The following is a 13,353-nucleotide window of genomic DNA, read 5'->3' on the forward strand; positions in this document are numbered from 1 at the left end:
CGGGGTATGTCGGAGGTGGTGACCGGGGACGCCGTGGTGCTCGATGTGCAGATCGCCCAGCTGCCGGTGCGTGCGGTGAGCGCGATCATCGACATGACGGTGATCTTCATCGGCTACCTACTCGGGCTGATGCTGTGGGCGGCCGCGTTGAGTCAGTTGGACGAGGCGCTGACCATTGCGTTCCTGATCATGTTCACGGTGCTGGCGTTCGTCGGCTACCCGGTGGCCATCGAGACCGCGACGCGGGGCCGGTCGGTGGGCAAGATCGTGATGGGCCTGCGGGTGGTATCCGACGACGGTGGCCCGGAGCGCTTCCGCCAGGCGCTGTTTCGGGCGCTGGCCTCGGTGGTAGAGATCTGGATGCTGATGGGCAGCCCGGCAGTGATCTGCAGCATGGTGTCGCCGAAAGGCAAGCGCGTGGGCGACATGTTCGCCGGCACCATCGTCGTCAGCGAGCGCGCGCCGCGCCTGGGGCCGCCGCCGGCCATGCCGCCGTCGCTGGCCTGGTGGGCGTCGTCGCTGCAGCTGTCCGGGCTCACCGCCGGCCAGGCCGAAGTCGCGCGCCAATTCCTTTCCCGGGCAACGCAATTGGATCCGCGGTTGCGTGAGCAGATGGCGTACCGGATTGCCGCCGAGGTGTTCTCCCGGGTCGCCCCGCCGCCCCCGCCGGGCGTTCCGCCGCGGCTGGCGCTGGCCGCGGTGCTTGCCGAGCGGCACCGCCGCGAGTTGGCACGGCTGCGTCCGGCTATGGGCCCGGCTATGGGACCGCAGGGTGGTCCGTACGCTGCGGCGCCGTGGCCCGCCCAGCCACCGATGTACCCGCCGCCGCAGGCGATTCCGTGGCCGGAGCCCGACGTGCCGCCGCAAACCCCGCCGCCCGGCGGCTTCTCGCCGCCGAGCTAGCTACTGCGCGACCGTCGCAGCCAGGATGGCGACGTCGGCAACCAATAGCGCCACGCCGAGCAGCGGAACCGCGATGCCGAACCGGAGCTTGGCGGTGAACACCGAGACGACGATGACCAACAGGGCCACCACCGGCGCGCCGTAGAACAAGACACCGAAGTCGATCCCGGCGCCCAGGTTGGGGCAGCGGCTTTCACTACAGGCATCGGTGCTCATCACCGCGCCCAGAGCGAACAACATCACGATCGCGGCACCCGGCACCGTCAGCAGCGCGAGCACCCAGGTGACCCATAAGCGGGCCTGGCCGCTGCCCTGCATCGCATCGGCTACGCCACTGGGACGCGTCTCCGTCAGGCGATTTCTGCCGTTCATGACCTCAGTGGCTACCCAGGCAATGCCAACCGCAAACCCGAAGTTCATCGTTGCATCGCGTTCTGTCACGATATATCGTTATTGTATCAGCGCAGCTTTCAGCGCCGCTTTCGACAGACAGATAGGCAACAGACATGGACAACCTCTTCACTGCGCCCGGCGGGCCATTCGGCGCTCGGCCCGGATTCGGCTTCGGCCCCGGCCCCGCTCTGGGGCTGCCGCCCGCACAACGGCGCGCGCTGCACAGCGCCAGGCGGCAGGCCCGACGGGAATTCTTCGCAAACCTGCGCGACCACGCCGGCGAACACGACGGACCGCTGGGCTTCGGCCCCGGTTTCGGCCCCGGGTTCGGTTTCGGCTTCGGCCCCGGCGGCTGGCGTAGCGGCGGACGCGGCCGCGGCCGTGGCCGCCGCGGTGACATCCGGGCGGCCATCCTGGTGCTGCTGAGCGAGCGGCCGATGCACGGCTACGAGATGATCCAGCAGATCGCCGAGCGCAGCAATGACCTGTGGCGTCCCAGCCCCGGCTCGGTGTACCCGACGCTGCAGCTACTCGACGACGAGGGCCTGATCACCGCCGGCGCGTCCGACGGCAGCAAGAAGCTCTTCGAGCTGACCGACGAGGGCCGGGCGGCCGCCGAGAAGATCGACACCCCGCCGTGGGAGGAGATCGCCGACGGCGTCGCACCCGGACACCTCGAATTACGCCGGGCCATGGGCCAGCTGCTCGGCGCGGTCATGCAAGCAGCGCATGCCGCCGGCGCCGAGCAGCAGCAACGCATCGTCGACATCCTCAACAACGCACGCCGCGAGATCTACGGAATTCTCGGCGAGGACTGACCGGTCTTGGTGGTTGGCGAGTCGGCGTCGGCGCCATCGCCGAGGCTGGTTTCGTCCTACCGACGTGGTCCCCAACCGTTGAGCCGCCGTGTCGCCCGGTCCGCCATGGTGCTGTTCCAAATCCGATAGCACATGCGCTAGCGCAATCGGAGACCACATATGACCAACGCCGTGGTGCTGGTGCGGCTGGGGTGGCGCGAGAAGTGTGCGAAGTCCGGCCGAAAGCTAACGCCGAATCGCCGGACACACCACAACGACCACCACCACCGGACAGAGTTACGACACGTCGACCCAATCCAGGGTCCGCTGCACCGCCTTGCGCCAGCCCGCATATCCGGCGGCGCGCTGCTCGTCGGTCCACTGCGGCGTCCAGCGCTTGTCCTCCTGCCAATTGGCCCGCAGGTCCGACGGGTCCGCCCAGAACCCCACCGCCAAACCCGCCGCATAGGCCGCGCCCAACGCGGTGGTTTCGGCGACGACCGGACGCACCACGTCCACGCCGAGCACGTCGGCCTGGATCTGCATGCACAAGTCGTTGCTGGTGATGCCGCCGTCGACCTTCAAAACCTCAAGGCGCACACCGGAATCGGCTTCCATGGCGTCGACCACGTCACGGCTCTGGTAGCAGATGGCCTCCAGCGTCGCGCGGGCCAGATGCGCGTTGGTGTTGAATCGCGACAGCCCCACGATCGCGCCGCGGGCATCGGATCGCCAATACGGAGCGAACAATCCGGAGAAGGCCGGCACGAAATACACCCCGCCATTGTCGGGAACCTGACGAGCCAGCGACTCGCTTTGTGCCGCACCGCTGATGATGCCGAGCTGATCGCGCAGCCACTGCACCGCCGAACCGGTGACCGCGATCGAACCCTCAAGCGCGTAAACGGGTTTGGCGTCGCCGAACTGGTAGCACACCGTGGTCAGCAGGCCGTTCTGCGATCGCACGATAGTCTCGCCGGTGTTGAGCAGCAGGAAATTGCCGGTGCCGTAGGTGTTTTTGGCCTCTCCCACGTCCAGGCACACCTGACCGACCATGGCCGCATGCTGGTCGCCGAGCACACCGGTGATCGGCACCTCACCGCCCACCGGCCCGGTGTCCAGCGTGACGCCGTACGGCTGCAGCGGTGACGACGGCTCGATGGCCGGCAGCATCGCGCGCGGGATGTTGAAGAACGACAGCAGTTCGTCGTCCCAGTCCAGCGTCTCCAAGTTCATCAGCATGGTCCGGCTGGCGTTGGTCACGTCGGTGACGTGCACCCCGCCGCGCGGACCGCCGGTCAGATTCCACAACACCCAGCTGTCCGGGGTGCCGAACAACGCGTCGCCGCGTTCGGCGGCGTCGCGCACCCCGTCGACGTTGTCCAGGATCCACTGCAGCTTCCCGCCGGAGAAGTAGGTCGCCGGCGGCAACCCCGCCTTGCGGCGGATCACCTCACCGCGGCCGTCGCGCTCCAGTGCCGCCGCGATGCGGTCGGTGCGGGTGTCCTGCCAGACGATCGCGTTGTAGTAGGGCCGGCCGGTGTGCTTGTTCCACACCAGAGTGGTCTCTCGTTGATTGGTAATACCCAGTGCCGCAATGTCTTTGGACGACAGATCAGCCGCGTTGAGCACCGACATCAGCACCGAGGCGGTGCGCTCCCAGATCTCCACCGGATTGTGCTCGACCCACCCGGCGCGGGGCAGGATCTGCTCGTGCTCGAGCTGGTGCCGGGCCACCTCGGCGCCCCGATGATCGAAGATCATGCAGCGGGTGCTGGTGGTGCCCTGATCGATGGCAGCTACGAACTCTGAGGACTCGGCCAACTGCACTCCTAAACGTGACGTCGCACACTGGGGTTAATCGTCCATGATGGGTACCGATCCGCGGCTACCCGGGTCGCACTTGCGCGGCGGGCGCTAAACCGGTTGCATCGGCGTTGTGGGCGAAGAGGTCAAGCGCACCACGTATGACCGCACACACCGGCGGGAATACCGGCGCAAGGTGCAAATCTGTCTGGACGTCTTCGAGACGATGCTTTCCCAGTACAGCTTCGATTCCGACCTGCCGCTCACCGGGATGGAAATCGAATGCAACCTTGTCGACGGCGACTACCAGCCCGCCATGACGAATCGTTCGGTGCTGGACGCGATCGGCGATCCGGCCTACCAGACCGAATTGGGCGCCTACAACATCGAATTCAATGTGCCGCCGCGACTGCTGTCCGGGCGTACCGGCCTGGACCTGGAACGGGACGTGCGGGCCAGCCTCAATGACGCCGAGCGGAAGGCCGGTTCCGACGGCGCCCACATCGTGATGATCGGCATCCTGCCCACGCTGATGCCCGAGCATCTGACCGAGGGCTGGATGAGCGAATCCACCCGCTACGTCGCGCTGAACGAATCGATCTTCGACGCCCGCGGTGAGGACATCCCCATCAATATCTCCGGCCCGGAGCCGTTGAGCTGGCAGGCCGCCTCGATCGCCCCCGAATCAGCTTGCACCAGTGTGCAATTGCATCTGCAGCTGGCTCCTGCCGATTTCGCCGCCCACTGGAACGCGGCCCAGGTGCTGGCCGGCCCACAGCTTGCGCTGGGCGCGAACTCCCCCTACTTCTTCGGCCACCGGCTGTGGGCCGAAACCCGCATCGAACTGTTCGCCCAATCCACCGACACCCGGCCGGAGGAACTGAAGACCCAGGGCGTGCGACCGCGGGTGTGGTTCGGCGAGCGGTGGATCGGCTCCATCCTGGACCTGTTCAAGGAGAACGTCCGCTACTTCCCGTCGCTGCTGCCGGAGGTGTCCGACGAGGATCCGGTCGCCGAGCTCGCGGCCGGACGGGTCCCGCAGCTCGCCGAATTGCGCTTGCACAACGGCACGGTGTACCGGTGGAACCGGCCGGTGTATGACGTGGTGGACGGACGGCCGCATCTGCGGCTGGAGAATCGGGTGTTACCGGCCGGGCCGACCGTCCTGGACATGCTGGCCAATTCGGCGTTCTATTACGGCGCGCTGCGCAGCCTGGCCGAAGCCGAGCAGCCGCCCTGGACCCAGATGAGTTTCGCTGACGCACAAGCGAATTTCTTCGCGGCAGCCCGCCACGGCATCGATGCCCGGATGCATTGGCCGGGCCTGGGCGAGGTGACGACGCGGGAGTTGGTGTTGACCACGTTGCTGCCGATGGCTCACGAGGGACTGCGGCGCTGGGGTGTCGACGCCGAGGTGCGTGACCGGTTCCTGGGGGTCATCGAGGGCCGGGCCGGCGTCGGCCGCAACGGCGCCACCTGGCAGGTTTCCACCGTGCGCGCTCTGCAGGAGGACGGCCTGGACCGGCGCGCGGCATTGGCGCAGATGCTGCGCCGCTACTGCGAGCACATGCACGCCAACGAGCCGGTCCACACCTGGGGTGAGTAGGTTGGAAGCCATGACTTCTGAGGTAATGGACTGGGATGGCGCATACCGGGAGCAGGGCGTATTCGAGGGCCCGCCGCCGTGGAATATCGGTGAACCGCAGCCGGAATTCGCGGCGTTGATCGCCGCCGGGAAAGTCCGCAGCGATGTGCTCGACGCCGGATGCGGGTTCGCCGAATTGTCGCTGGCATTGGCCGCCGAGGGCTACACCGCGGTGGGCATCGACATCACCCCGACCGCCGTCGCGGCAGCCACCCAGGCCGCCCAAGAGCGGGGGCTGAGCACGGCCAGCTTCGTGCAGGCCGACATCACCGACTTCGCCGGCTATCCGGCCGGCTCCGAGGGCCGGTTTGCCACGGTGCTGGACTCCACGCTGTTTCATTCGCTGCCGGTGGAGGGTCGCGACGGCTACCTGCGCTCGGTGCATCGCGCGGCGGCGCCGGGCGCCGGTTACTACGTGCTGGTGTTCGCCAAGGGGGCGTTTCCGGCCGAATTCGAAGCCAGACCCAACGAGGTCGACGAGGACGAGTTGCGGGACGCGGTGAGCAAGTACTGGGAGATCGACGAGATCCGGCCCGCGTTTATCCATGTCAATGTGCCGCAGGTTCCCGGAGCGCCGTTTGAAATGCCGCCGCACCCGCGCGACGAGAAGGGCCGGATGATGCTGCCGGCCTATTTGCTGAGTGCGCGCAAGGCCGGCTGATCCGGCACGCCTTACACCGAAGTTGCCGCGGTGGCGGCGATCAGCGCCTCGGCAAAGGCCTCCAGGTCGTCGGCGGTGGTGTCCACATGCGGTGAGATCCGCAGCACCGGCGCCGTCAGCTCCTGCGGCGCTCGCCCCACATCGGCGCAGGTCGTCACGATTCCCCGCTCCGTGAGCAGCCAGGCTCGCACCGCCGCCGGATCGGGGCCGTCGACCGCGGCCAGCGTGGTGATGGCGCTGGGTTCGTCGACCGGTTCGACCACCACCCAGCCGTCCAGGTCTGCCAGCAGGGTCCGGGCGATGCCGCCGAGTTCGGCCAGGCGCGCCCTGATCAATTCCGGCCCGTAGCTCAGGTGCTCGCCGACCGCCACCGAAAAACCCACGCGCGCGGCAACATTGGCCTCACCAAGCTGCAGGCGCTGCGCCACCGACAGTGCCGGCGCCCACTCCGGAAGCGGCAGCCGCGGAGTCAGCCGTTCCATCAATTCCGGGCGCACCGCCAGCACACCGACACCCCGCGGCCCGGCGAACCATTTACGTGACGACGAATAAGTGACGTCGGCGCCCACCGCGCAGTCCATCTGACCCAGCGCCTGAGCGGCGTCGACGACCACGGGCAGCCCCAATTCGCGGCAGAGCCTGACCATCATCGCCAGCGGTTGCACGGTGCCGCGATGGCTGCCCACCGGGGTCAGATGCACCAGATCGGGCGGATCCTCCTCCAGGTCGAACGCCGCATCGTCCAGCGCCAGCCGGCCGTCCTCGAGTGTCGGCAGGAACCGGACGTCAAACCCGTGGGCGGCCATCAGAGCCAGGTTGGGGCCGTATTCTCCGGGCAGGCAGGCCAGCGTCCCGCCTGGTGCGGGCCAGCTGCCCAGCAACAGGTCCAGCGCGTGCAGCGAGCCGGTGGTGAACACCACCTCCGCGTCCGGCACGCCGCACAGCGTCGCCACGGCGGCCCGCCCCGCGTCGAGCACGGCCGTGGCGGCATCGGCGGCGACATACCCGCCGACCTCCGCCTCGTGCAGCGCATGCCGGGCGGTGGCGTTCAACACCGCAAAACTTTGCCGCGAGCAGGCGGCGCTGTCCAGGTGCAGGCCCGCGACCGGCGGGCGAGCCGCCCGCCAGCGCTTGGCCAGGGTGCTCACTTCACGGCCAGCGACAAGCCGAAATCGCCGGCGTCGTCGGTCCACCACCGGGTGCCACGCAGCCCCGCCGCGACCAGCTCGGCCGCGACGCCGTCCGGCCGGAACTTGCACGACACCTCGGTCAGCATCTCCTCACCGGGCGCGAAGTCGACGGTCAGCTCGAGTGCGCCCACCCGCACCCGTTGCCGGCGATCGGTCCGAAGCCACATCTCGATCCGCTCCTCGGCGGTGTTCCAGCGGGCCACGTGCCGGTAGGCGTCGAGGTCGAAATCGGCGTCCAGTTCGCGGTTGATCACCGCCAGGACGTTGCGGTTGAACCGGGCGGTCAGGCCGGCCGCGTCGTCGTAGGCCCGGACCAGCCGCTCGGTGTCCTTGACCAGGTCGGTGCCCAGCAGCAGGCTGTCGCCGGGCCGCATCACGCCGGCCAAGGTCGCCAGGAATTCCGCCCGCGGGCCTGGTGTCAGGTTGCCGATCGTCGAGCCAAGGAACACGAACAACCGTCGGCCGCCGTCGGGAATCTCGGCCAGGTGCTCCTCGAAATCGCCACACACCGCCCGTATTTCGATGCCCTGGTACTCGCTCTTGATAGCGTTCGCGGCCGCGGACAGCACGCCGGCATCGACGTCGAACGGCACGAATCTGCGCAGCGAACGGCGATCACGCAACGCGTTCAACAACATCCGGGTTTTCTCCGAGGTGCCGCTGCCGAGTTCGACCAGGGTGTCGGCCCCGCTGGCGGCGGCGATGTCGGCGGAGTGGGCTCGCAGGATCGCAGCCTCGGCGCGGGTCGGATAGTACTCCGGCAACCGGGTGATCTGGTCGAACAGATCGCTGCCCACCGAATCATAGAACCACTTGGGCGGCAACGACTTCGGTGTCATCTGCAGCCCGTCGAACACGTCGCGGCACAAGGCGAGGTAGGCCGAGTCCTCGGACAGGTGGTTGGACAGCGACAGCGTCATCAAGGTCCTTTCGTGGCGTCCAAGGCGGTCAACGTGACCCCGTCCGCGGTGACCTCCACCAGGTGGCGGTCCGGCACGTCGGCCCACTCGGCGTCGTCGTCGTAGGGTTCGCTGGCCAGCACCACCCCGTCGGGGCGGCGCAGCATGGACAGCGTCTCGTTCCAGGTGGTGGCCAGCAACCGAGATCCATTGGCGGCCACTATGTTCAGCCGGGCGAGCGGGTCGGCGGCACCGATCTCAGCGATGGTTCCGGCCAGTGCGTCCAGGCCGCGCTCGAAGATCAGGTCCGCCAATATCGCGCTGTCACAGACGGATTCGGCCGCCGAGATCGGCGGCAGCACAGCCCGGTCGACGACGCCGTTGTGCGACAGCAGCCACTCTCCGTCGGTAAACGGCGCGGTGGCGCTGATCTCGATCGGCATCCCGACGGTCGCCGAGCGGACCGCGGCCACCACGCAGTGACTGCGCAACGCCGGCGCGACCGACGCGAACGAGGTGTCGCCCCACAACGGCGAAGCGCTGCGCCACCGCCGCGGCACCCCGCCGTCGAAAAAGCCGACGCCCCAACCGTCGGCGTTCATCAGGCCATGCTTTTGCCGGCGCGGCGCATAGGACTGCACCAGCAGGCTCTGCGGCGGCTCCAGCACCAGTGCGGACAGGGTCACCTCGGTGCCCAGCCACCCCAGATGACGGCACATCAGGCCGGGTCCTCGACATCCCAGGCCAGCCGGACGCCGGAGAAGATCTGCCGGCGGTACGGGTGATCCCAGTTGCGGAAGCTGGGCCGCAGGATGGCCGGCTCGACGGCCCAGGATCCGCCGCGCAGCACCCGGTAGTCGCCGTCGAAGAACGGTTGGGAGTACCGGTCGTAGATCATCGGGACGAATCCGGGCCACGGTCGCAGCGGCGAGCTAGTCCACTCCCACACATCACCGAGCAGCTGCTCGGCCCCGTACGCCGAGGCCCCGGCCGGGTAGGCGCCGACGGGCGCCGGGCGCAGCGCCGCGGCACCGAGGTTGGCATGGCTGGCCGACGGCTCCTGCGTGCCCCACGGGTAGCGGCGCCGCGATTCGGTCACCGGATCCCAGGCACACGCCTTTTCCCACTCCACCTCGGTGGGCAGCCGGGCGCCGGCCCAGGCCGCGTAGGCCTGCGCTTCGAAATAGGTGACATGCTGCACCGGCTCGTCGGCGGGAAGGTCTTCGTGGTAGCCGAACCGGGTGCGGGCTCGCCCGTCGGAGCTCCAGAACTGCGGGACAGTCAGGCCAGCGCCCAGGCGGTATTGCCAGCCGCGATCGGACCACCACCGCGATTGGCTGTAGCCGCCGTCGTCGACAAACTGTCGCCATTCGCCGTTGGTGACCGGAACCCGCCCAATCCGGAAGGCCGGCACGTCGACGACGTGGGCGGGACGTTCGTTGTCCAGCGAGTACGGCTCAGTCTCGGCGTCCACGCCCAGCACGAACGGCCCGCCGGGCACCAGCACCGAGGTTCCGGCCACGCCCGGCCGGCCGGCGGGCAGCACGGAAGTCTCGCGCAGCAGCGGCGCGCCGGGGCGCAGATTCAGTGCCTGCAGCATGGTCTCGGTGTGCTGGTATTCGTGGCTGGCCACCATGCCGAAGGCGAACCCGGCTTCGTCGGGCCAGCCGTCTGGCGCGTCGGGCAGGGCGTCCAGCGCGTCCAGGGCCGCGGAGCGCACGCTGCGGCAGAAGGCTCGAGCCTGGTCCGGCGACAGCAACGGCAGCTCGACCCGGCTGGCGCGGGAGTGCTGGAATGCGTCGTAGAGGCCCTCGACCGCCGGCGGCAGCATCCCTGGGCGATCCGGGTTGCCGCCGCGCAGCAGCCACAACTCCTCCTGCTGACCGATGTGCGCCAAGTCCCACACCAGCGGGCTCATCAGCGGGTCGTATTGGCGGCACAGCTCCGCGTCGTCGAAATCGACAAGCCGCGACGTCAGCGTCCGGGCCCGCTCCAGATCCCGGGCCAGCCCGTCCCGCGTGGTCACGCTTCCCCTCGAGCCAGCCGCGCTACCGTCGGCGCGATCCCGGATTCGACGACCCGGTCGGCGAAGTCGTCACCGCAGCAGCGGCCCCGCTCGACGTTGGCGATCAACACCTGCATGGCGTCGGTGAGCTGCGTCGGCGCGCGCTCCGCGGCGACGGCCACGCACCGGTTGGCCGCCGCGTAGAGCCGCCGGTCTTCCAGGCCGACGCGGGCAGCGGTGTCCCAGGCGGTGGCGACCGGTTCGACGGCTTCGGCGGCCAGCCCGGCCGCGGCCGGGTCGTCGAGCAGAGTCACGACCGTGAAGGCCAGGGCGGGCCAAAACGCGTCGGGCACGCTGTCCAGGTAGCGGATCTCCAGCCATTGCCGGGGACGCACCGGCGGGAACAGCGTGGTCAGGTGATAGTCCAGGTCGGCGGTGGTCGGGCGGCGGTCACCCAGCAGCACTCGGCCGTCGGCCCAATCGGCGAAGGGCACGTAGTGGGTCACCGCGACGGCATCCGGGTTGTGCACCAGCATCACCGGCGCCTTCAGGGCGTAACACGCCCAGTCGGTGGCGGGGTCGTCCCCGCTAGCGCCCAGGATCGGCCCGCACCGCGCCGCGTCCATCTGGCCCCACACCCGCTGCCGGGTCGACCGCCAACCCGAGAACTCGCCACCCAGCATCGGGGAATTGGCGGCGATCGCGATCATCGTCGGCCCCAGGGCGTGGGCCAGCCGCACCCGCGCTGCCCAGTCGGCTTGCGGCCCGGCATCGACATTGACCTGGATGGAGGCGGTCGCCGTCATCATCGCCGCGCCGGCCGCCCCGGAGTCGCTGACGGCGAAGAACTGTTCCATGGCCCGATAGCGCGGGCCCGGGTTGATCCGCTTCGTCGGCCGCAGCGGGTCGGCACCGAGGAATACCAGGCCCAGACCGGCCTCGCCGAAGGCTGGGCGCAGCACGGCCTGGTCGCGATTCATCGCGTCGATGGCCGCCAGCACGCCGTCACAAGGCGGACCCGACAGCTCCACCGCGCCGCCGGGTTCGACGCTGACCGCGCTGCCGCCGGGCAGCGGGCTCACCCAGTCCAGAACGTCGCTGATCTCGTCCCAGCCTGGCCGGCGAAACGGATCCGCGGGGTCATAGCAGTGCGCTTCCAGCTCCAGCCCCACCCGCCCGAGCGGGCCGTCGACCAGGCAGCTGTCAGCGACGTACTCCCCCGCGGCTTCCAACGAGGCGATCTCACCGGCGCTGTCACCGGCGCTGTCATCGGCGCTGTCCAGCTGCGCTGCCGCGGCAGTGCTGGGGGCAAACGTCATATCACGGTTCCTCCGGGGCCTGCGCAGCTATCGAGAACGATAGCCGCCACCATCTCATCTTCCAGAGCGCCCCGACATATTCCCGCCCGCTTTTCGAGGCACGGGTCAGACGTATACCCGTTTGCCCGGCTGGTTACTGACCGAGCAGGTTCTGCATTGCCCCGGCCAGGACGTTGACCGCCGGCCCGCCGTTGCCCGACTGGCAGACCTTGGCCTGCAGCAACACATTTTCGCGCAGCCTGGTTTGATCGAAGCACCGCCGGTCGGTGCCGGCTTCCTGTTTGGTCCACGCCGCGTCGGTGGCGGTCGTAGGACCGCCGTCGAACGCCCAGACCTGCGTGGTGCCGTTGTCCAGGTGCATCGCGGTGGTCTGCCCCGAGCAGCCCACGGTTCGGTCGACCACCCGGTGAAACGCCCGGCCGGCGGCGTCGTAGGTGGCGAACACCCCGACTGCCTGCTTGACGTAGTGGGTTTGGTCGGTGGCAGAGGTCTGGGTGATCGCCCCATTGAACGACGCGAGGTCGGGGTCGTCGTACACCTCGGGCAGCCCGATGTCGGCCCAGTTGTTGCATACCGGGAGATCGACCGCATAGGCCTGGAACGGCTGGGTGAACACCGACTCCCAGCCCATCGGCGCGCCGACGACATTGCCGACCGATCCCCTGCCCAGGACCGCGTAGTTCACCACCCCCGGCTCTGACGGGTGAGCCAGCGCAATCGGAGCCATGGGAGCTGCTACCCAGCCCGCTGCCCAGCCCGCGAGGATGAGGCCCAGCACCGCGACTCGCATCCGCTCAGGCCTCGCCATGAAGCCGTGCCCGCACGCCTTCCCGGCCGCCGGCCACCTGTGTCTCGGTTTTGGCGCCGGGCTGGAACACCGCGGCCCTGGTGTGCCCGCTGACGTCGCTGGTCACCTCGAAGTGGCCGAACGCGCCGCCGCCCTTGGCGTGCGGCTGACGTTCCGGGATGCGTTCCCGGTTGAACATGGCCATCTGCTCGATCAGATAGTGGTCCTGCAGCAGGATGGGACCGTCGGGGCCGACGGTCAGCGACTGGTCGTCGCTGGGAGCTGGACTGCCCGCGTCGGTGGTGGTGTAGCGCTCCGTCATTTCGGTGTCTCCTCGTCGACTGGGCAGGTTCAACGAAACTTATTGGGCTGCGCGGTAATACGTCTTGGCGACGCCACCCAGTCGGATCATGCTGGGCGCGAAGGACTTTCGACTTGCTACAGCACGGCCCGGCATCCCGCGACGGGACGCCGGGCCGGTTGCCGCTCCACGTTGGCAACCTGACCCGGTTTGCGCCTCTTCGCTGAACCAGTTATGGCCGCGACGGCGCCGTGGTGGGAGTGGGGCTGCTGGGCGTCTGCGGAGCCCCGGGACCCATCTGGCCGGCACCCGGACCACCCGGGAACCCGGGACCCATACCGGGACCCATGCCGGGGGGCATGCCGGGACCCATGCCGGGACCCATGCCGGGGGGCGGGGGTCCCGGGAATCCGAACTGCCATCCCGGCCCGGGACCCGGACCGGCCGGCATGAACATGCCGTGATGGTGGTGGCGGTAGTGATAACACTTGCCGGATCCGAAAACCAGGGCGCCGGCGAGGAATAGCGACCATGCGATGAAGATGGCGCCGGCAACGATCACCACCCACGCCGCGGCCTGGTAGAGCCTCGGCGGCTTTTCCCTCGGCGGGGGCGGCGGTGCAGCGGCGGCCACGGCAGGCGGGATG

General features: G+C 68.9%; 13 protein-coding genes and 1 pseudogene. 4 read left to right on the forward strand and 10 right to left on the reverse strand.

Going from position 1 to position 13,353, the window contains the following annotated elements; translation table 11 throughout:
- The first annotated feature begins 6 nt into the window (after positions 1–6).
- Positions 7–903, forward strand: coding sequence for an RDD family protein (locus AWC07_RS10075; protein ID WP_085105053.1), 897 nt, complete (start codon positions 7–9; stop codon positions 901–903).
- On the opposite strand, the gene AWC07_RS10080 is transcribed toward AWC07_RS10075, so the two are convergent.
- Positions 904–1,221, reverse strand: a complete 318-nt coding sequence (locus tag AWC07_RS10080; RefSeq protein ID WP_139829630.1) for a hypothetical protein — start codon at positions 1,219–1,221, stop codon at positions 904–906.
- Positions 1,222–1,409: 188 nt separating this feature from the next.
- On the opposite strand from AWC07_RS10080, the gene AWC07_RS10085 reads away from it, so the two are divergent.
- A complete protein-coding gene (locus AWC07_RS10085) occupies positions 1,410–2,114 on the forward strand; it encodes a PadR family transcriptional regulator (protein WP_036413614.1) in 705 nt (234 codons plus the stop codon).
- A gap of 276 nt (positions 2,115–2,390) precedes the next feature.
- On the opposite strand, the gene glpK is transcribed toward AWC07_RS10085, so the two are convergent.
- Entirely contained in the window at positions 2,391–3,917 is a 1,527-nt protein-coding gene (glpK, locus tag AWC07_RS10090) for a glycerol kinase GlpK (RefSeq protein ID WP_085105057.1), read from the reverse strand.
- 115 nt (positions 3,918–4,032) lie between these two features.
- Here glpK and AWC07_RS10095 point away from each other — a divergent pair, with 115 nt between their 5' ends.
- Both AWC07_RS10095 and AWC07_RS10100 read left to right on the forward strand, forming a co-directional pair.
- Positions 4,033–5,505 carry a glutamate-cysteine ligase family protein gene (locus tag AWC07_RS10095; protein WP_036416520.1) on the forward strand — a complete coding sequence of 491 codons (1,473 nt, stop codon included), beginning with the start codon at positions 4,033–4,035 and terminating at the stop codon, positions 5,503–5,505.
- Positions 5,506–5,515: 10 nt separating this feature from the next.
- On the forward strand, positions 5,516–6,205 hold the full coding sequence (locus tag AWC07_RS10100) for a class I SAM-dependent methyltransferase (protein WP_036416522.1): 690 nt from the start codon (positions 5,516–5,518) through the stop codon (positions 6,203–6,205).
- Positions 6,206–6,216: 11 nt separating this feature from the next.
- Here the strand turns inward: AWC07_RS10100 and egtE are convergent, their stop codons facing one another.
- The 8 genes and pseudogenes from egtE to AWC07_RS10140 form a co-directional block, all read right to left on the reverse strand.
- Positions 6,217–7,353, reverse strand: coding sequence for an ergothioneine biosynthesis PLP-dependent enzyme EgtE (gene egtE, locus AWC07_RS10105; RefSeq protein ID WP_036416519.1), 1,137 nt, complete (start codon positions 7,351–7,353; stop codon positions 6,217–6,219).
- The gene (gene egtD, locus AWC07_RS10110) at positions 7,350–8,315 is read right to left on the reverse strand and encodes an L-histidine N(alpha)-methyltransferase (protein ID WP_036416518.1); all 966 of its coding nucleotides are present in this window, start codon (positions 8,313–8,315) and stop codon (positions 7,350–7,352) included. Before egtD ends, egtE begins: the two co-directional genes overlap by 4 nt.
- Positions 8,315–9,013, reverse strand: coding sequence for an ergothioneine biosynthesis protein EgtC (egtC, locus tag AWC07_RS10115; protein WP_036416517.1), 699 nt, complete (start codon positions 9,011–9,013; stop codon positions 8,315–8,317). Before egtC ends, egtD begins: the two co-directional genes overlap by 1 nt.
- Positions 9,013–10,320, reverse strand: coding sequence for an ergothioneine biosynthesis protein EgtB (gene egtB / locus AWC07_RS10120; RefSeq protein ID WP_036416516.1), 1,308 nt, complete (start codon positions 10,318–10,320; stop codon positions 9,013–9,015). The genes egtC and egtB overlap by 1 nt, the downstream gene beginning before the upstream one ends.
- On the reverse strand, positions 10,317–11,618 hold the full coding sequence (gene egtA / locus AWC07_RS10125; protein WP_036416514.1) for an ergothioneine biosynthesis glutamate--cysteine ligase EgtA: 1,302 nt from the start codon (positions 11,616–11,618) through the stop codon (positions 10,317–10,319). Before egtA ends, egtB begins: the two co-directional genes overlap by 4 nt.
- Before the next feature lie 133 nt (positions 11,619–11,751).
- Positions 11,752–12,408, reverse strand: a complete 657-nt coding sequence (locus tag AWC07_RS10130; protein WP_139829624.1) for a sensor domain-containing protein — start codon at positions 12,406–12,408, stop codon at positions 11,752–11,754.
- Between the two features lie 52 nt (positions 12,409–12,460).
- Positions 12,461–12,727: pseudogene (locus tag AWC07_RS10135) on the reverse strand (catalase); the annotation flags it as partial.
- A gap of 211 nt (positions 12,728–12,938) precedes the next feature.
- A complete protein-coding gene (locus tag AWC07_RS10140) occupies positions 12,939–13,352 on the reverse strand; it encodes a hypothetical protein (RefSeq protein WP_085105054.1) in 414 nt (137 codons plus the stop codon).
- Position 13,353: the final 1 nt, after the last annotated feature.

This window comes from Mycobacterium gastri, from assembly GCF_002102175.1.
Lineage (GTDB): Bacteria > Actinomycetota > Actinomycetes > Mycobacteriales > Mycobacteriaceae > Mycobacterium > Mycobacterium gastri.

Coding starts and splice junctions, on each gene's coding strand:
- AWC07_RS10075 (WP_085105053.1), top strand. CDS start 7: ATGTCGGAGGTGGTGACCGGGGACGCCGTGGTGCTCGATGTGCAGATC.
- AWC07_RS10080 (WP_139829630.1), bottom strand. CDS start 1,221: ATGCAGGGCAGCGGCCAGGCCCGCTTATGGGTCACCTGGGTGCTCGCG.
- AWC07_RS10085 (WP_036413614.1), top strand. CDS start 1,410: ATGGACAACCTCTTCACTGCGCCCGGCGGGCCATTCGGCGCTCGGCCC.
- AWC07_RS10100 (WP_036416522.1), top strand. CDS start 5,516: ATGACTTCTGAGGTAATGGACTGGGATGGCGCATACCGGGAGCAGGGC.
- egtD (WP_036416518.1), bottom strand. CDS start 8,315: ATGACGCTGTCGCTGTCCAACCACCTGTCCGAGGACTCGGCCTACCTC.
- egtC (WP_036416517.1), bottom strand. CDS start 9,013: ATGTGCCGTCATCTGGGGTGGCTGGGCACCGAGGTGACCCTGTCCGCA.
- egtA (WP_036416514.1), bottom strand. CDS start 11,618: ATGACGTTTGCCCCCAGCACTGCCGCGGCAGCGCAGCTGGACAGCGCC.
- AWC07_RS10130 (WP_139829624.1), bottom strand. CDS start 12,408: ATGCGAGTCGCGGTGCTGGGCCTCATCCTCGCGGGCTGGGCAGCGGGC.